This is a genomic window from Pseudomonas fragi, from assembly GCF_900105835.1.
Classification (GTDB): Bacteria; Pseudomonadota; Gammaproteobacteria; order Pseudomonadales; family Pseudomonadaceae; genus Aquipseudomonas; species Aquipseudomonas fragi.
In genome coordinates, this window is the sequence record NZ_LT629783.1 from 4,310,186 (window position 1) to 4,327,818 (window position 17,633).

Genomic DNA, 17,633 nt, shown 5'->3' on the forward strand with positions numbered 1-17,633 from the left:
CTCTGTGGGAGCGGGCTTGCTCGCGATTCAGGCAACTCGACAGGCCTGAATCAACACGGTGTGACCATCGCGGGCAAGCCCGCTCCCACAGAAATATGGCTGTAATCACATAACAATAAAAAAGGTCGTGCAATGAAATCTTCACTCAACCACAGCATTTGTATCGCCAGCCTGTGCCTGCTGGCGCCACTTTCTGTCAACGCCCTGGAGTTTGCCGGGTACCTGCGCAGTGGCGTGGGCAACTCGCTCAACGGCGGCAAGCAATCCTGCTTCAAGCTGCCCGGCGCCGAGGCCAAGTACCGGTTGGGCAACGAGTGCGAACAATACGCCGAGCTGGAACTGCGCCAGGACGTCTACAGCTTCGACGATGGCTCGGTGCTGAGCGTCGATGGCATGGCCTCGTTGTACAACCAGTACGATCGCCAGCTGACGTTTCAGGGGGACAACGGTTCGGCACGCCTGCCGCAGTTGTATGCGCAATGGTCCAATCTGCCGAGCCTCAACGGCGGTTCGCTGTGGGCCGGACGTCGTTACTACAAGCGTAACGATATCCATATTTCCGACTTCTACTACTGGAACCAGAGTGCGACCGGTGCCGGTATCGAGGACGTGTTGATCGGCGGCCTCAAGTACAGCTACGCCCTGTCGCGCAAGGACAACCTCTACCAGGAAAACTACGTCACCCGTCACGACTTCAACGTCGCCGGTTTCAACACCAACCCTGGCGGTCAGCTGGAGTTGGGCCTCAGTTATCTGGACAAGCCCGAGCGCACCGATGCCCACAGTGGCTGGGCCATTACCGCGCAGCATGTGCAAAGCGAGTTCCTGGGGGGCAAGAACAAATTTGCCGTGCAGTACGGCGAAGGGTCGGGCACCGGCCTGGGTTATACCGGCGACTTTCGTCTGGATAACAGCAGCAAGCGCTACCGGATTGTCGAGTTTTTCGACTGGCAAGTGACGCCGCGTTTCGGCGGGCAGGTCGAGGCGGTGTACCAGAAGGATTTTCGCCCCGACGGCGGCAATCAGGAGTGGCTGTCGTTGGGCGTGCGCCCCACCTATGCGATCAGCGAGCAGTTCAAGCTGGTTACCGAGCTGGGCCATGACCAGGTCAAGGCCGCAGATGGTACGCGCAAGCTGAGCAAGTTCACCTTTGCGCCCACCTGGTCACCCAAGGGCCCGGGTTTCTGGACGCGCCCGGAAGTGCGCCTGTATTACACCTATGCCAGCTGGAACGCTGCCGCGCAACGTGCGGCCAATGAGTTCGACGCCGGCTCGGCGCTGTCCGACAGCGGTGCATTTGGCTCGGCCCGACACGGTTCCAACGCCGGTTTGCAAGTCGAGTACTGGTGGAAGTAAGCGAGCTGTCGGGGCTCGCGCTCCATCGGCATTTAACTGAATCAACTGCAGGTGAAGTCATGGTCACATCCCCACAAGTGGAATTGCTGGCACCGTTGTCCGGTGTGTTGATGGCGCTGGATAACGTGCCCGACCCGGTGTTTGCCAGTCGCCTGATTGGCGACGGCCTGTGTATCGACCCGACATCGCAGGTGCTCTGTGCGCCGCTGGCCGGGGTGGTCAGCAACCTGCAGCACACCGGCCACGCCATCAGCATCACGGCGGCCGACGGTGTGCAGGTGTTGCTGCATATCGGTCTGGATACGGTAAATTTGGGCGGCAAGGGCTTCACGGCGCTGGTCGAGGAGGGCCAGCAGGTGACCGCGGGGCAGGCGTTGATCGAGTTCGATGCTGACTACATCGCCCTGCATGCCCGCAGTTTGTTGACCCTGATGCTGGTGGTGAGCGGCGAACCCTTTGTGGCCCCGTCAGCGGGTAGCGTTCTGGTCGAAACCGGCCAGCCGCTGCTGCGCCTGCAACTGCAGCAGGCCCCGGCGCAAGCCGAGGTGCAAACCGGCAGCGCACAGCACTCGCCGCCGCAGCTTCTGCCCAATCCCAACGGCTTGCATGCCCGTCCTGCAGCAGTATTGGCCCAGGCGGCGAAAGGCTTTGCGGCCACCATCCAATTGCACAAGCAGGGCGAGAGCGCCAATGCCAAGTCGCTGGTAGCGATCATGGCCCTGCAGACGGTGTGCGGGGACAGCGTTCACCTCAGTGCCACCGGCCCTGATGCCGGGCAAGCACTCAAGGTACTGGGCGAACTGCTGGCGAGCGGCTGCGGTGAGACGGTCGCCGTTGTGGCGGTCGAAACCGCGCCGGTGGCAGCGCCTGAACCTGAAGCCAGTGACGAGTTGCGTGGGGTCTGTGCATCACCTGGCTCGGCATTCGGGCATGTGGTGCAACTGACCGCAAGCGCGTTGCAGATCAGCGAGCTGGCAACCGACCAGCCCCGCGAGCGCGAGCAGTTGCAACAGGCGTTGGCAAGTGCCTCGGCGCAGTTGCAAGTGTTATGTGACAACGCCGCGGGCAAGGCGCAAGGCGAGATTTTCAAGGCTCACCAGGAGTTGCTGGAAGACCCGGGCTTGCTGGAGCAGGCCTTCGGGTTGATCGCGCAGGGCAAGAGCGCAGCCTTCGCCTGGCAAAGCGCTACCCATGAGACGGCGACCCTGTTCAAGGGCCTGGGCAACCGCCTGTTGGCCGAGCGGGCGCTGGATCTGGAGGATGTTGGCCAGCGTGTGCTCAAACTGATCCTCGGGGTGCAGGACAGCGCGCTGGAGTTGCCGGAGCAGGCTATCCTGATTGCCGAACAACTGACCCCGTCGCAGACCGCAACTCTGGATACGTGCAAGGTCGCAGGCTTTGCCACGGTCGGTGGCGGTGCCACCAGTCATGTGGCGATTCTGGCCCGGGCGCTGGGCTTGCCGGCGCTTTGCGGTATGTCACCGCAGGTGCTGGCGCTGGCCAACGGTACGGCGGTGTTGCTTGATGCGGATCAGGGGCAGTTGCATCTGCAACCGGATCCGCAACGGGTCCAGCAGCTCACAGCCCGGCGTGCCTTTGAGCACCAGCGCCAGCAGCAGGATTTGCAACAGGCGGCATTGCCGGCCTGTACCCGGGACGGGGTGCGCATCGAAGTCAGCGCCAATATCGCCTCCTTGGCCGAAGCCGAACAAGCGATGAACCTGGGCGCAGAAGGGGTTGGTTTACTGCGCTCCGAGTTTCTCTATCTGGAGCGCAGCAGCGCCCCCGGCCATGCCGAGCAGGTTGCCACCTACAGTGCCATCGCCCGCGCCGTGGGTACCGGGCACAACCTGGTGGTGCGCACCCTGGATGTGGGCGGTGACAAACCCCTGGCCTATGTGCCGATGGAGCATGAGGCCAACCCGTTTTTGGGCCTGCGCGGAATTCGCCTGTGCCTGGATCGCCCGCAACTGTTGCGTGAGCAGTTCAGCGCGATTCTGGCCAGCGCCGACCTGACTCGCCTGCATATCATGTTGCCGATGGTCACGCAGTTGTCCGAGTTGCGCATGGCCCGCCAGTTGCTCGAAGAGCAGGCGCTGGCGCTGGGGATCACGACCCTGCCCAAGCTGGGGATCATGATCGAAGTACCGGCAGCGGCGTTGATGGCGGACCTGTTTGCCCCCGAGGTCGATTTTTTCTCCATTGGCACCAACGACCTGACCCAGTACACCCTGGCGATGGACCGTGACCATCCGCGTCTGGCCAGCCAGGCCGACAGCTTGCACCCGGCGGTGTTGCGCCTGATCGCCAGCACCGTCAAGGCCGCCCATGCTCACGGCAAATGGGTGGGGGTATGTGGCGCGCTGGCCTCCGAGACGCTGGCGGTGCCAGTGTTGCTGGGGCTGGGGGTGGATGAGTTATCGGTGAGCGTGCCCTTGGTTCCGAGTATCAAGGCGCGGGTTCGGCAGCTGGATTATGCCGAATGCCAGGCCCTGACGCAGCGTGTGCTCGGCCTGGAGTGTGCAGGGCAGGTGCGGGCTGCATTGCAGTCAATGGTGCAACCCATGACCGAGTTGGAGTATTGAACATGTTCGATAAAGTGCTCAAAGCTTTCTGGAAGGCCCTGACCCCCGATCTGGTGGCGGATGAACCGGGCAAACCGGCGTCGACCCTGGATAAAACAGTGCTGGCCGCGCTGGGCGGTGCCGGCAATATCAAGACCGAACAGCGGGTGGCCTTGACCCGGATCCGTGTGGAGCTGGCCGATATCACCCGTCTGGATCCGCAAGCCCTGCGTGTGGCGGGGGTGCCGGGCATCTTGAGTCTGCCGGGCGGGGTGGTGCATTTGGTGGTGGGGGTGTAGACCCAGTCCAACGGCCCTTGGGTGGGAGCGGGCTTGCTCGCGATAACAGCGCTGCGGTGTACCTGTAACACCGCAGTGATCCCATCGCGAGCAAGCCCGCTCCCACAGGGGGGGTGTTTGCCTGCCGACTGTGACCCTTCGCCACCCCGCCCTTACTGTTTCGCAACTGCAGGTGTATCGTATTCGCCTTTTGCGGGCCCAACGCCCGCGCCGGATACGAGAGGTAGTTGAATCCATGTCCTTTACCCGTCGACAAATACTCGGTGGTCTGGCCGGCCTGGTAGTGGTGGGTGTTGGCGCAGGAGGCGCTTCGCGTTACTGGCTGGGCAAGGTGGCCGCCGAGAACGCCAGCCACGATTACGAACTGATCAGCGCGCCACTGGACGTTGAGCTGGTGCCTGGTCATATCACCCAGGCCTGGGCCTTTGGCCCTTCGGCGCCCGGCACCGAGCTGCGGGTGCGCCAGGGCGAGTGGCTGCGGGTACGCTTTATCAACCACCTGCCGGTGGCGACCACCATCCACTGGCACGGTATCCGCCTGCCCCTGGAAATGGACGGCGTGCCCTACGTCTCGCAATTGCCGGTATTGCCGGGTGAATACTTCGATTACAAGTTCCGCGTACCCGATGCGGGCAGCTACTGGTATCACCCCCACGTCAACAGCAGCGAAGAACTGGGCCGTGGCCTGGTCGGCCCGCTGATTGTCGAAGAGCGCGAACCCACCGGTTTCAAGCACGAGCGTACCCTGAGCATCAAGAACTGGCATGTGGACGAAGAGGGTGCCTTCCTGCCGTTCAGCATCACCCGCGAGGCGGCCCGCGGCGGTACGGCGGGGCGGCTGTCGACGATCAATGGCGTGCATGTGCCGACCATTGACCTGCCTGCCGGGCAGATCACCCGCGTGCGCATTCTCAACCTCGACAACACCCTGACCTATCGCCTGAATATTCCCGGCGTGGAAGCGATGATCTACGCCCTGGACGGCAACCCCATCGCGCCACGGCCGCTGGGCAAGGACTACTGGCTGGGCCCGGGCATGCGCATTTGCCTGGGGATCAAGGCCCCGGCTGCAGGCGAGGAGCTGTCGTTGCGTGACGGCCCGGTGCGTCTGGGTACCCTGCGCTCGGTCGCCAGCGCCGATGCGCCGGCTGAGTGGCCACCGGCGTTGCCCGCCAACCCGATTGCCGAGCCTGACGTGGCGAATGCCGAGAAGATCAACTTCAACTTTGAGTGGGTCGGTTCGGTGTCCGAAGACCTGGGGCCCGATCAGCCGCCGAGCCTGTGGCAGATCAACGGCGTGGCCTGGGATATCAAGGACAAGACCTGCGCCGACCGGCCGATTGCCAAACTCAAGCTGGGGCAGAGCTATATCTTCGAGTTGAAGAACATGACCCAGTACCAGCACCCCATCCATTTGCACGGCATGAGCTTCAAGGTGCTGGCGTCCAACCGCAAAAAGATCATCCCGTATTTCACCGACACCTACCTGCTGGGCAAAAACGAACGTGCCCGCGTGGCGCTGGTGGCGGATAATCCCGGCGTGTGGATGTTCCACTGCCATGTGATTGATCACATGGAAACCGGCCTGATGGCCGCTATTGAGGTTTCCTGATGCGACAAGGGCGTCAACCCCGGATCATCGACCGCAGCCGCGATCAAGACTTTATGCGTGAAGCCCTGGCCCTGGCGGCCCAGGGTGCGGCACTGGGCGAAGTGCCGGTGGGCGCGGTGCTGGTACAGGACGGTGAAATCATTGGCCGTGGCTTCAACTGCCCGATCAGCGGCAGCGACCCCAGCGCCCACGCCGAGATGATGGCCATTCGCGCCGCCGCCACGGCCGTCAACAACTACCGGCTGCCGGGCAGTACCCTGTATGTGACGCTGGAGCCGTGCAGCATGTGTGCGGGGCTGATCGTGCATTCGCGGGTGGCGCGGGTGGTGTACGGCGCGCTGGAGCCCAAGGCCGGGATTGTACAAAGCCAGGGGCAGTTTTTTACCCAGGGCTTTCTGAATCACCGGGTGCTGTATGAAGGCGGGGTGTTGGCTGAAGAGTGCGGGGCGATCCTCAGCGAGTTCTTCAAGGCCAGAAGAGCTCGCTGAACCTGTGGGAGCGGGCTTGCTCGCGATAGCATCACCTCGGTGTATCAGACATATCGAGGCGTCTGCATCGCGAGCAAGCCCGCTCCCACAGGGGTGAAGGGGGTGTGTTACTTCCTCGCCACTATCACCGCCCGCATCGGCGCCGGCAGGCCTTCGATGGTTTTGCTGTGGTCGTTCGGGTCCAGGTAGTCGCTCAGCGACTGGTATTTCATCCACTCGGTGGCACGCTGCTCTTCAACCGTGGTGACGCTCACGTCCACGCAGCGCACATCGCTGAAACCGGCACGGCGCAACCAGCGCTCCAGCGCCGGGATCGAGGGCAGGAACCACACGTTGCGCATCTGCGCGTAGCGGTCTTCCGGTACCAGTACCTGGTTCACGTCGCCTTCGATCACCAGGGTTTCCAGCACCAGTTCGCCGCCCTTGACCAAGCAGTCTTTCAACGCCAGCAGATGCTCGATGGGCGAACGGCGATGGTAGAACACGCCCATGGAAAACACGGTGTCGAAGCCTTCCAGGTTCGGCGGCAGGTCTTCGAACGGGAACGGCAGGTGCCATGCCGCTTCCTGTTGCAAAAAGCGCTGCACGGCCTGGAACTGGCAGAAGAACAGCCAGTTGGGGTCTACGCCAATCACGCTGTGGGCGCCGGCGCCGAGCATGCGCCACATGTAGTAGCCGTTGCCGCAACCCACATCGAGGATGCGCTTGCCCTTGAGGTCGATATGCGGCGCGACCCGTGACCACTTCCAGTCCGAGTGCCATTCGGTGTCGACGTGTACGCCAAACAGGTCGAACGGGCCTTTGCGCCACGGCGACAGGCCCATCAGTGCCTCGCGCATCTGCGCTCGGGTGGCGTCGTCGCAGTCGGTGTCCAGGGTCAGGCCATTCAACAGGTCGATTTCGCTCGGTTTAACGTCGGGCAAGGCATCCAGCGCGCTTTGCCAGCGCTCCAGGTCGCCGTGGCCTTTTTCCATTTTTACGTCGAGCTGGGCTTGCAGGGTATTGGCCCATTCAGCCAGTGGAGTACCGGCCAGACGCCGGGCAAGAGGGGACAGATCAATCATGGCAAGGCAATCAACGAGGCAAAGTTAAGACACTGGAACCACGGCACGACTTTCGAGAACCCGGCCGCCAGCAGGCGTTCGCGGTGTTCTTCGAGGCTGTCGGGCTTCATGACGTTTTCAATGGCGCTGCGCTTTTGTGCGATTTCCAGTTCGCTATAGCCGTTGGCCCGCTTGAAGGCCACATGCAGGTCGGTGAGCAGGCCGTGCTCTTCGGGATCACTGAAACGCAGCTTTTCCGAGAGGATCAGGGCGCCGCCCGGCAGCAACGACTGACGGATACGGCCCAGCAGCGCCAGGCGCTGTTCAGGGGCGATAAATTGCAGGGTGAAGTTCAGCGCCACCACCGACGCGGGTTCAAATTCCAGCGCCAGGATATCGCCCTCGATCACCTCGACCGGCAACAGCTCCTGAAACATCGAGTTCTGCCCGTTGAGGTATTCGCGGCAGCGCTCGACCATCGCCGCCGAGTTGTCCACGGCAATCACCTTGCAGCCGTCCGTGCGCACATGGCGGCGCAGGGCCTGGGTCACCGCGCCCAGTGAGCAGCCAAGGTCGTACAGCACGCTGTCGGGCCGGGCGAACTGGGCGGCGAGTACGCCGAGGTTCTCGACGATGGTCGGGTAGCCGGGCACCGAGCGCTTGATCATGTCCGGGAACACCCGCACCACGTCTTCGTTAAAGGCGAAGTCCGGCACCTGGGCCAGGGGCTGGGCGAATATACGGTCAGGTTCTTTGCTCACGACGGTTCCGGCGCTGGAAATTTTAAAAGGGGCGGCATTTTAGCCAAGTTGGCGCCGGGATGCGCGGTCTGTCTGATAAACCGTTCAGCGCCTGCCCTGGCTGAACGTCGAGGCGGCGATACCCCATTGGCCCAGCCAGTAACTGAGGATGATCAGGTAGGGCGCGGCGGCGAACGGCTGCACAAAGCGGTCGATGCCAATCAGGCTGTCCGAGACCACAAATGCCAAGGCGCCTGCCGCGGCCAGCCAGGCCGAACGTTTGGCCACGCTGCTGCCCAGGCGGGCGAGGGCGCGCCAGAGCATGGCGCTGATGGCCAGGGCATAGACACTCACCGGCACCAGCAAATCGCCCAGGCCCTGACTGGCCATGACGCTCAACAAGCTGCCACCGGCAAGCAGTGCCAGGATCAGGGCCGGCACGGCAGGGCGGCGGCAGTCCACAAGGTAGGCCTTGAGATAGGCCAGGTGGGCGAACAAAAACGCCCCAAGGCCAAATACAAACAGATCTTGTGGCCAGGCCAGCAGGATGTCGCCCAGCAGGGAAAACCCCAGGCCAATGCTGATCCAGCGTCGATAGGGGCTGACAGGTCCGCTGTGCAGCCAGCCGAGCAACGCCAGTACCGGTACGGGCTTGGTCAGCAGGCACAGCATTATGGCGTGCGTGCTGACGCCATAGAGGTAGGTGGCAGCGCCCAAGATCGCAAGGATCAGCCACGTCATATCAGTTCACCGTGATCGGGCAGTCGAACACCTGTGCCGGTTCGGCTTCAGGTTCCCACGGTTGCTGAGAGGTCAGGCGCAGGCGGCCGCTGCCAGGGGCAAATACCTGAAAGCGCCAGGTCGATTGGCCGCCGCTGCCCAGTAGCTGGCCGTTGTCGCTGCTGGTGTAGACCTCCGGCCCCAGGCTGCGCAGCACGCCGCCAGCAGAGTCCTGAATAGACCAGCGGTAACCGGTAGTGGGGTTGCTCGGCAGTGACACGATCAGCTGTTGGCCCACATGCAGTTGCTGGGGGCAGTCGCTTTGGTCTTCGAGGGTAACGTTGTGTGCAGGCTGTTGCGCACAGGCCGTCAGCAGGCTGAGGGCGAGCAGGGGGATAAGGCGTACTGGGGGCATTGAAGGCTCCGGTCGGGCAAACACAATGGCGCAGCATACCCCATGACGGGTGCTGTGCCATTTGTCCTCGGCCGGCTAAAAAGACGCGTGGGGCGGGCTGATGCTGAAGTCGCCGCACATCTCCATGCTGTTGCCGTTGTGGTCCAGGCCTTCCATTGTGAACAGGCGGGCGCTGTAGCAACTCTCGACCACACTCAGGTGCAGGGTGCCGACATCGGCCTGGTTCAAGTGATAGACCTGGCGGCCATCGACTTCAACACATTCGATATAGGACATGGACTGGATGGGGCCGTGCTCGTCTTTTTTGAACAGGTAGATGCCTGACTGGATATTGATATCCAGCGTGAAGGCCACCGCGCGATAAGCGGTTGAGCCAAAGTCATCGAACTCGCCGGTAATGACGATTTTTTTCTGGCTGCTGGCAAAGGTCATTTCCTGCGCGGTAAAAGCAGGACGGTCCAGCAGCTCGGCCTTGAGTTCTCCCCGGGTTCTGGGATTGAAGATTTTTTGTCCTGACTCCTTGAGCCTCAGGACATCCGGGTTCTCATATACAGGATGATGAAGTGCCATATTCTTTTCCTGCATTATTTTTGTGGGAATTGTCTCTATTAAGGATGGGAAATGGGCAATCGTCTACTGTCATAAATGACAGTAGACGTGTCTAGTTGGCGACTTGCACGGTATTTTGGATCCAATGTGCGAGTGCCGAAGCAGGCAGCCCGACTGGCCTGTTGGATCGCGGTGAAGCCATCCCGGGCCAGTCAGGGCTAACAAACAGTTTTAAAACAGCACCTTGGCCACATCGGTAAAGCGCTTGGCAAAGTGTACGGTGATGCCTTCTTTCAGATAATCGGGCAGTTCTTCGAAGTGACCGCGGTTCGGTTCCGGCAGGATCAGTTCGTTGATTTTCTGCCTGCGCGCCGCAATTACTTTTTCGCGCACGCCACCAATTGGCAATACATGCCCGGTCAGGGTCAGTTCGCCGGTCATGGCGATGCCTTTTTTCGGTGGCTGATTGCGCGCCAGCGACAGCAGGGCACTGGCCATCGTCACGCCCGCGCTTGGGCCATCTTTCGGCGTAGCGCCTTCAGGCACATGCAGGTGGACAAACGCCTCATCGAAGAACTTGGGATCGCCGCCAAATTGCTTCAGGTTAGAGCTGATATAGCTGTAGGCGATTTCAGCTGACTCTTTCATAACTTCGCCCAGTTGCCCGGTCAGCTTGAAGCCGCGATTGAGGGTGTGAATGCGGGTTGCCTCGATTGGCAACGTCGCGCCCCCCATGCTGGTCCAGGCCAGGCCGGTTATCACCCCGGTGCCGCTGATCACCTGTTCGTTACGGAACACCGGCATGCCCAGCGAGGCTTCGAGGTCTTTGGGGCCGATCTTGATCACGGCTTTTGGGTCGGCAAGCAACTTGACCACGGCCTTGCGCACCAGTTTGCCCAGCTGTTTTTCCAGCTGGCGCACCCCGGCTTCGCGGGCATAACCGTCAATCACGGCGCGCAGGGCGCTGTCACTGATGCTCAGCTTGTCTTTGGCCACGCCGGCTTTTTCGAGCTGTTTGGGCCACAGGTGGCGTTTGGCGATCGCGACTTTCTCTTCGGTGATATAGCCCGAAAGGCGGATCACTTCCATACGGTCGAGCAACGGGCCGGGGATCGAGTCCAGGGTGTTGGCAGTACACACAAACAGCACTTTGGACAGGTCCAGGCGCAGGTCGAGGTAATGGTCGAGGAAGTCGACGTTCTGTTCCGGGTCCAGGGTTTCGAGCAGGGCCGAGGCAGGGTCGCCCTGGAAGCTCTGGCCCATCTTGTCGATCTCGTCGAGCATGATTACCGGGTTCATCACTTCGACATCCTTGAGCGCCTGCACCAGCTTGCCCGGCTGGGCGCCAATGTAGGTGCGGCGATGGCCCTTGATCTCGGCCTCGTCGCGCATGCCGCCGACACTGAAGCGATAGAACGGACGGCCCAGCGATTCGGCAATCGACTTGCCGATACTGGTTTTACCCACGCCCGGCGGGCCCACCAGCAGCACGATCGAACCGCTGACCGAGCCTTTGTAGGCACCCACAGCGAGGAATTCGAGGATGCGCTCTTTAATGTCATCGAGCCCCGCGTGGTGGGCGTCGAGCACTTTGCGCGCGTGCTTGAGGTCAAGTTTGTCCTGCCCCAGCACGCCCCACGGCAGCGCCGAAGCCCAGTCCAGATAGTTGCGGGTAACGGCGTATTCCGGCGACCCGGTTTCCAGGATCGACAGTTTGTTGAGCTCGTCATCAATGCGCTTTTGCGCCTGGGCCGGCAGCGTCTTGCCTTCAAGGCGCTGCTTGAACTGCTCGATATCGGCGCTGCGGTCGTCCTTGGTCAGGCCGAGTTCCTGCTGGATCACCTTGAGTTGTTCCTTAAGGAAGAACTCGCGCTGATGTTCGCCGATCTTGAGGTTAACTTCGGCTGAAATTTCTTTTTGCAGCCGCGCAACCTCGACTTCCTTACGCAGCATGGGCAGGACTTTTTCCATGCGCTTGAGCATCGGCACGCAATCGAGCACCTGCTGCAGCTCGTTGCCTGTGGCCGATGTCAGGGCTGCCGCGAAATCGGTCAGCGGCGACGGATCATTTGGGCTAAAACGGTTGAGGTAGTTTTTCAGCTCTTCGCTGTACAGCGGGTTGAGCGGCAGCAACTCCTTGATCGCATTGATCAGGGCCATGCCGTAGGCCTTCACCTCGTCGGTGGGCTCCTTGGGTTGCTGCGGGTATTCGACTTCAACCAGATACGGCGGGCGGTGGTGCTTGAGCCACATGCTGATACGCACGCGGCTCAGGCCCTGGGCCACGAACTGCAGTTTGCCGTTTTCGCGGCTGGCGTGATGCACTTTTACCAGCGTGCCGTATTCAGGGAGGCTTTTGGTATCGAAATGCCGGGGGTCATCAGGTGGCGTGTCGACAAAAAACAGCGCCAGGGAATGATGAGGGGATTTGCTGACCAGTTCCAGGGTTTCGGCCCAGGGTTCTTCATTGACGATGACCGGCAGCACTTGTGCCGGGAAGAACGGCCGATTGTGGATCGGGATGATGTAAACCTTGTCCGGCAGATTCTGCTCCGGCAATGCCAATTCAGTCCCTCCAGAATGGGGTTGGTGTTCGGATTCAGTGTGTTCTACATCGGTGTACTCGGTTGTATTGTCCGGAAACTCTTGCTGGTCGCTCATGGGGCACCTGCGCAATTGGGTATGTGGTTTAGATGGGGCGCGGTGCCAGTGGTTTCAATGGTGAACAGATTTTCATGTGTAAGCAGAAGCTGCCTGGTAGCGGCTGCAAGGATTACATGCCCGGCAACCCCCGTGCGCTAGGGGGTTGTCGCCAATATCTTGACTGTAGACGGCCAGCATTTATTAGGTGATCTTCTGTTTTGCAACTGGGCTGTAACAAAAAATAAAAAGATGGAACTGAAAGTCATTTATTTGACTTTTGTCAGGGTGCAGAGGGAATGCTTATGTGGAAGTTGAGCTTCACTCAATGGATTGAGGGCGCAGCATGAAGCTGCGCAACAGTTTTCAGGCGCGTATCAGCCTGTTCCTTGCCTTGCTCCTGTTGCTGGTCATCGGTGCGGTGTACTTCGCCGTTAAAGCCGTGACCATTACCGTGGCCAGCGATCAGGCGCAAGAGCAGCTCAAGACCGGTACCCGGGTGTTCGAGCGGTTTATGGATCTGCGCTGGCGGCGTATCCAGTACGGCCTCAACTGGCTGACCAATGACTCGGATTTTCGTGAGGCGACCATCAATGGCAGCCCTTCGCTTATAGAGCGCGCCCTGCAGGAGTTCGAGTCGAGCCTGCATGGCAGTGAGCTGTTTGTGCTGGACCTGGACGGCAATATCATCACCAGCACCCTCAAGGGCCTGCCCCCCGGTCAGGCGTTTCCTTATGCCAAGGCCCTGCGGCTGGCCCGTCGCAATACGCAAACCATGGTCATCGGCATCCTCGCGGGGCGCCCCTACATGCTGGTGCAAGGGGTGGTGCTGGCGCCTTTGCCCGTGGTGCGCGTGGTCTCGGGGATGCCGATGGACGACGTGTTTGCCCATGAGTTGAGTTCCCTGAGCAACCTTGAAGTGTCGTTCATGACGGTCAAGCCAGGTGAAAGCGGCATACTGAGCAGCACCCAGCCGGACTTTATGAGCGCCAGCATCATTGAGTTCGTGCAGGAGCACACGCCGGGCGCGGCGATCCACTTCAGTGAATTCAACGGCCAGCGCTTTCTGGGCCAGATGCTGCAACTGGCCAACTCCGGCGACCCGGACAACGGCCAGGTCATGGCGGTACTGCAAAGCCCGCTGGATCAGACGATGCAGGCCTTCAACTCGCTGGATCGCAAGTTTCTGTGGATATCCCTGGGGGCCTTGCTGGCTTCATTGTTAGGCGCCTTGTGGCTGGCACGGGCAGTGTCGCGCCCGGTCAGCCTGTTGGCAGAGGCGGCGCAGCGCATTGGTCGGGGCAACTACGAAACACGGGTGGAGCTCACACGCAGGGACGAACTGGGGTTTCTGGCCCGGGCGATCAACGCCATGCAGAGCGGGATTGCCGTGCGCGAGCAGCAACTGGCGCATAACGCCCTGCACGACCCGCTGACCGGCTTGCCCAACCGTGCCCTGGCCATGGAGCGCCTGGGCAGCGCCATCAGTGCAAGGCGCAGTGTGGTACTGATTTACCTGGGGATCGAAAACTATCGGGTGATCAATGAAGGCTTCGGCCCCGAGGGGGTGGAGCTGATCATGCGCGAATCGGCCCGCGTGATGCTCGACGCCCTGCGTGAACGCGATACCGCGGCACGCATCACCGGCAACGAGTTCTTGTTACTGCTTGAAAGCACCCAGATCGATGTGGGCGTGGCGATGGCTGATCGTTTGTACGCATTGCTCAAGCGTCCGCTGAGCATTGACGGGCATGAGGTGGCGCTGGAAGTCTGTATGGGCATTGCGGTGTACCCGCTCAATGGGCAGAGCGCCGAAGAACTGATCAACCGGGCCGCAATTGCCCGCCGCGATGCCGCTGCCTTGCCGGGTTATTTGCAGGTGTACCAGCAGGACCGCGACCTCGCCCATCAACGGCACATCCAGCTGATCAGGGATTTGCGCAGTGCCGCCAGCGAAGGCCAGTTGCAGTTGCATTACCAGCCCAAACTGGATATCCGCAGTGGCCATGTGCGTCAGGCCGAAGCGTTGTTGCGCTGGCAACACCCGGAATTGGGCATGGTTTCACCGGCGGAATTTATCCCCCTGGCTGAGCGCACGGGCAGCATGTTCCTGCTCACGGGTTGGGTCATCGAGGAAGGAATCCGCCAGTTGGCCGAGTGGAACCGCAAAGGTATGCACCTGCAGCTATCGCTGAATATTTCGGCGGAGGATTTGCACGGTGAAAACCTGTTGCTGACCGTTGAGCGCCTGCTCAAGCGTTATCAGTTATCGGCCGAGCAACTGATCTTCGAAATCACCGAAAGCACGGCCATGCGCGACCCCGAACACTCGCTCAGCGTGCTTGAAAAGCTGCGTGACGGGGGGATCAGCTTGTCGGTGGATGACTTCGGCACTGGTTACTCGTCGCTGGCGCACCTCAAGCGCCTGCCGGTGCAGGAGCTGAAAATCGATCAGTCGTTTATCCGCAACCTCGACGAAACCAGCGAAGACGCGGTGATCGTGCGCTCGACCATCGAAATGAGCCACAACCTGGGGCTCAAGGTGGTGGCGGAAGGCGTGGAGTATCAACATACCCTTGAACTGCTGGAGCGCTGGCACTGTGATACGGCCCAGGGCTATCTGATCAGTCGGCCGATGGATGCCGTGGCGTTCGAGGCCTGGGTGTGGGAGTTGCGGGCTACGGTCTGATATACAACACCCACAAAAAAAGCGGCTATCTCTCGATAGCCGCCTTTTTCACAAACCGCTGTAAAGCTTACTCAGCCAGTTTGAACGCCATGACATAGTCACCTTTTTTGGTGCCCAGGCCGCCGTGACCGCCCGCCATGACCAGCACATATTGAGTGCCGTCCTTGCCGGTGTAGGTCATCGGGGTGGTCTGGCCGCCAGCAGGCAGGCGACCTTCCCACAGTACTTTACCGTTGCTTACGTCGTAAGCACGCAGGTACTGGTCAAGTGTACCGCTCAGGAAGGCCACACCACCTGCGGTGGTGAAGGTCCCGCCCAGGCTTGGAACACCCATGGACAACGGGATCGGAACCGGCGAGCTGTCACGCACGGTACCGTTTTTGTGTTTCCAGATCACTTCGTTGTTGGTCAGGTCGACTGCAGCAACATAACCCCACGCCGGTGCCTGGCAAGGCAGGCCCAGTGGCGACAACAGTGGCTCCAGAATCACGCCGTAAGGTGCGCCTTTGTTCGGTTGAACGCCTGAGGTTTCGCCTTTGCGCGGGCCCATTGCAGCCACGTCGGCCTGCGGAACCAGCTTGGAGGTGAACGCCATGTAGCTCGGGTTCAGGAAGGCAATCTGGCGAACCGGGTCAACCGAGATGCCGCCCCAGTCGAACACGCCGAAGTTGCCTGGATAAACGATCGAACCTTGCAGCGATGGCGGGGTGTACATGCCGTCATAACGCAGGGATTTGAAGTTGATCCGGCACAGCATCTGGTCGAATGGCGTCACGCCCCACATGTCACGTTCGGTCAGCACCGGCGGGATCATGTTCAGGTCCGAACGAGGCTGTGTCGGTGCAGTGTGGTCACCTTCTACAGCGCCGCCCGGTGCAGGGATCTCGGTGATCGGCACAATGGCTTCGCCAGTGCGACGGTCCATGACGTAGATGCTGCCTTGTTTGGTGGAAGCCAGCAGGGCCGGTTTCACGCCATCGGCGGTTTTCAGGTCCATCAGGGTTGGTTGACCACCTACGTCCATGTCCCACAGGTCATGGTGAGTAAGCGGACGGTACCAGCGGACTTTACCAGTGTTGATGTCCAGGGCGGTGATGCCAGCGGCATAACGCTCGGAATCTTCGGTACGATCGCCGCCAAATTGGTCAGGGGTCTGGTTGCCCATCGGCAGGTACAGCATGCCGAGGTCTTCGTCGACAGCGAACATCGACCACATGTTTGGCGAGTTACGGGTGTAGGTTTCGCCTTCAGCAATCGGAGTGGTTTTCTCCGGGTTGCCGCTGTCCCAGTTCCAGACCAGCTTGCCGGTACGTACGTCGTACGCACGGATCACGCCCGACGGCTCGTCGTTGGAGATGTTGTCGGTCACGTGGCCGCCAATCACTACCAAGTCTTTGGTCACGGCAGGTGGCGAAGTGGAGTAGTAACCACCTGGAGCAAAGCTGCCGATGTTGTGACGCAGGTCTACCGAACCGTGGTCACCGAAGTCTTCACAAGGTTTGCCGGTGTCGGCGTTCAAGGCGATCAGACGGGTGTCGGCAGTCGGCAGGAACAGGCGACGCGGGCACGAGTTGCTGGATGTGGCAGCAGCAGGCTCGGCAGCGCTTTGTTCAGTGCTGGCTTTGGCGTAGGCATTTTCGTCGTGATAAGTCACGCCGCGGCAGGTCATGTGTGCCCAGCCTTTGAAGTTCTCAGCGTTCTGCGTGCTGATCTTCGGATCGTAACGCCAGATTTCCTTGCCGGTGTCCGGGTCAAGGGCAATTACCTGGCTGTGTGGGGTACACACATACAGCATGCCGTTGACTTTCAGCGGGGTGTTCTCGGCGGTTGTTTCGCCGGGATCGCCTTCACCTGGCATGTCACCGGTGCGGAATGTCCAGGCTGGAACCAGCTTGTGGGCATTCTCAGGGGTGATTTCTTTCAGCGGCGAGTAACGGTCACCAAAAGCGGTGCGGCCGTAGGACTGCCAGTCGCCATCGGGCATGGCCGGTGCGGCGTTGGTCATGCCGGGTACGGCATCACGATCCAGTTGGCCTTTGATTTCGCCCGGGCTGGTGAACTGGCTGGCCAGTGCAGCAGCACCTGCCAGAACCACGGCAACGCTCAGTGCGCCGGTAGCCAAAGGTGCCGACTGACCGCGCAGAACCGGACGACGGAACCATGGCAGCAGCAGAACGATACCGATGGCGAACCACATGGCCAGGCGCGGCACCAGTTGCCACCAGTCCAGACCCACTTCCATCAGTGCCCATACGGTGCTGGCGAACAGCGTCAGCGCGTATAGAGCCAGTGCAGCGCGGCGCCCGGCAATCAGCAGTGCGCCCGACAAGCCAAAACCGATCCCGGCCAGCAGGTAGTACCACGACCCGCCCAGCGTGACCAGTTTGATACCCCCGGCCAACATGGCCAGGCCCATTAGCAGCAGCAAGATACCGAGAAGGCTCGGTAGCAGGCGGCTTCGACTGAAAGCACCTTCAGTGCTCATAGTGTGGTTCTCCGTTACGTTAGAGGTGTTCCC

The 17,633-nt window shown here is 60.9% G+C and carries 13 protein-coding genes; 6 read left to right on the top strand and 7 right to left on the bottom strand.

The window, feature by feature from the left end:
- The first annotated feature begins 132 nt into the window (after positions 1 to 132).
- The 5 genes from BLU25_RS19880 to tadA all read left to right on the top strand — a co-directional run bounded on the left by BLU25_RS19880 (position 133) and on the right by tadA (position 6,319).
- Positions 133 to 1,356 (top strand): maltoporin, encoded by a 1,224-nt coding sequence (locus tag BLU25_RS19880; RefSeq protein ID WP_016779641.1) that lies wholly within the window; start codon positions 133 to 135, stop codon positions 1,354 to 1,356.
- Positions 1,357 to 1,415: 59 nt separating this feature from the next.
- A complete protein-coding gene (gene ptsP / locus BLU25_RS19885; protein WP_016779642.1) occupies positions 1,416 to 3,941 on the top strand; it encodes a phosphoenolpyruvate--protein phosphotransferase in 2,526 nt (841 codons plus the stop codon).
- Between the two features lie 2 nt (positions 3,942 to 3,943).
- Complete coding sequence (locus tag BLU25_RS19890) at positions 3,944 to 4,219, top strand: PTS transporter subunit EIIB (protein ID WP_016779643.1); 276 nt, start codon at positions 3,944 to 3,946, stop codon at positions 4,217 to 4,219.
- Between the two features lie 235 nt (positions 4,220 to 4,454).
- On the top strand, positions 4,455 to 5,831 hold the full coding sequence (locus BLU25_RS19895) for a multicopper oxidase family protein (RefSeq protein ID WP_083369796.1): 1,377 nt from the start codon (positions 4,455 to 4,457) through the stop codon (positions 5,829 to 5,831).
- Positions 5,831 to 6,319, top strand: a complete 489-nt coding sequence (gene tadA / locus BLU25_RS19900; protein WP_016779645.1) for a tRNA adenosine(34) deaminase TadA — start codon at positions 5,831 to 5,833, stop codon at positions 6,317 to 6,319. Before BLU25_RS19895 ends, tadA begins: the two co-directional genes overlap by 1 nt.
- Positions 6,320 to 6,426: 107 nt before the next feature.
- Here tadA and cmoB read toward each other — a convergent pair whose 3' ends face one another.
- The 6 genes from cmoB to lon form a co-directional block, all read right to left on the bottom strand.
- Positions 6,427 to 7,383, bottom strand: coding sequence for a tRNA 5-methoxyuridine(34)/uridine 5-oxyacetic acid(34) synthase CmoB (gene cmoB / locus BLU25_RS19905; protein ID WP_016779646.1), 957 nt, complete (start codon positions 7,381 to 7,383; stop codon positions 6,427 to 6,429).
- A complete protein-coding gene (gene cmoA, locus BLU25_RS19910) occupies positions 7,380 to 8,123 on the bottom strand; it encodes a carboxy-S-adenosyl-L-methionine synthase CmoA (protein WP_016779647.1) in 744 nt (247 codons plus the stop codon). The genes cmoB and cmoA overlap by 4 nt, the downstream gene beginning before the upstream one ends.
- An 84-nt stretch (positions 8,124 to 8,207) precedes the next feature.
- Positions 8,208 to 8,843: a lysoplasmalogenase gene (locus BLU25_RS19915; RefSeq protein WP_016779648.1), complete on the bottom strand. Its 636-nt coding sequence runs from the start codon at positions 8,841 to 8,843 to the stop codon at positions 8,208 to 8,210.
- 1 nt (position 8,844) lies between these two features.
- Complete coding sequence (locus tag BLU25_RS19920; RefSeq protein WP_016779649.1) at positions 8,845 to 9,237, bottom strand: protease inhibitor I42 family protein; 393 nt, start codon at positions 9,235 to 9,237, stop codon at positions 8,845 to 8,847.
- Between the two features lie 75 nt (positions 9,238 to 9,312).
- Positions 9,313 to 9,807: a hypothetical protein gene (locus tag BLU25_RS19925; RefSeq protein WP_016779650.1), complete on the bottom strand. Its 495-nt coding sequence runs from the start codon at positions 9,805 to 9,807 to the stop codon at positions 9,313 to 9,315.
- A 210-nt stretch (positions 9,808 to 10,017) separates the two neighbouring features.
- On the bottom strand, positions 10,018 to 12,447 hold the full coding sequence (gene lon, locus BLU25_RS19930; RefSeq protein WP_029611265.1) for an endopeptidase La: 2,430 nt from the start codon (positions 12,445 to 12,447) through the stop codon (positions 10,018 to 10,020).
- A gap of 325 nt (positions 12,448 to 12,772) precedes the next feature.
- On the opposite strand from lon, the gene BLU25_RS19935 reads away from it, so the two are divergent.
- Positions 12,773 to 15,115, top strand: a complete 2,343-nt coding sequence (locus tag BLU25_RS19935) for a putative bifunctional diguanylate cyclase/phosphodiesterase (RefSeq protein WP_016779652.1) — start codon at positions 12,773 to 12,775, stop codon at positions 15,113 to 15,115.
- Positions 15,116 to 15,182: 67 nt separating this feature from the next.
- Here the strand turns inward: BLU25_RS19935 and BLU25_RS19940 are convergent, their stop codons facing one another.
- The gene (locus BLU25_RS19940; RefSeq protein WP_016779653.1) at positions 15,183 to 17,600 is read right to left on the bottom strand and encodes a glucose/quinate/shikimate family membrane-bound PQQ-dependent dehydrogenase; all 2,418 of its coding nucleotides are present in this window, start codon (positions 17,598 to 17,600) and stop codon (positions 15,183 to 15,185) included.
- Between the last annotated feature and the right edge of the window lie 33 nt (positions 17,601 to 17,633).

Excerpts from the sequence above, each read along its gene's own strand:
- BLU25_RS19940 (WP_016779653.1), bottom strand. The coding sequence starts at position 17,600 with ATGAGCACTGAAGGTGCTTTCAGTCGAAGCCGCCTGCTACCGAGCCTT.
- tadA (WP_016779645.1), top strand. The coding sequence starts at position 5,831 with ATGCGACAAGGGCGTCAACCCCGGATCATCGACCGCAGCCGCGATCAA.
- lon (WP_029611265.1), bottom strand. The coding sequence starts at position 12,447 with ATGAGCGACCAGCAAGAGTTTCCGGACAATACAACCGAGTACACCGAT.
- ptsP (WP_016779642.1), top strand. The coding sequence starts at position 1,416 with ATGGTCACATCCCCACAAGTGGAATTGCTGGCACCGTTGTCCGGTGTG.
- BLU25_RS19925 (WP_016779650.1), bottom strand. The coding sequence starts at position 9,807 with ATGGCACTTCATCATCCTGTATATGAGAACCCGGATGTCCTGAGGCTC.
- BLU25_RS19895 (WP_083369796.1), top strand. The coding sequence starts at position 4,455 with ATGTCCTTTACCCGTCGACAAATACTCGGTGGTCTGGCCGGCCTGGTA.
- BLU25_RS19915 (WP_016779648.1), bottom strand. The coding sequence starts at position 8,843 with ATGACGTGGCTGATCCTTGCGATCTTGGGCGCTGCCACCTACCTCTAT.
- BLU25_RS19920 (WP_016779649.1), bottom strand. The coding sequence starts at position 9,237 with ATGCCCCCAGTACGCCTTATCCCCCTGCTCGCCCTCAGCCTGCTGACG.
- BLU25_RS19935 (WP_016779652.1), top strand. The coding sequence starts at position 12,773 with ATGAAGCTGCGCAACAGTTTTCAGGCGCGTATCAGCCTGTTCCTTGCC.
- BLU25_RS19890 (WP_016779643.1), top strand. The coding sequence starts at position 3,944 with ATGTTCGATAAAGTGCTCAAAGCTTTCTGGAAGGCCCTGACCCCCGAT.
- BLU25_RS19880 (WP_016779641.1), top strand. The coding sequence starts at position 133 with ATGAAATCTTCACTCAACCACAGCATTTGTATCGCCAGCCTGTGCCTG.
- cmoB (WP_016779646.1), bottom strand. The coding sequence starts at position 7,383 with ATGATTGATCTGTCCCCTCTTGCCCGGCGTCTGGCCGGTACTCCACTG.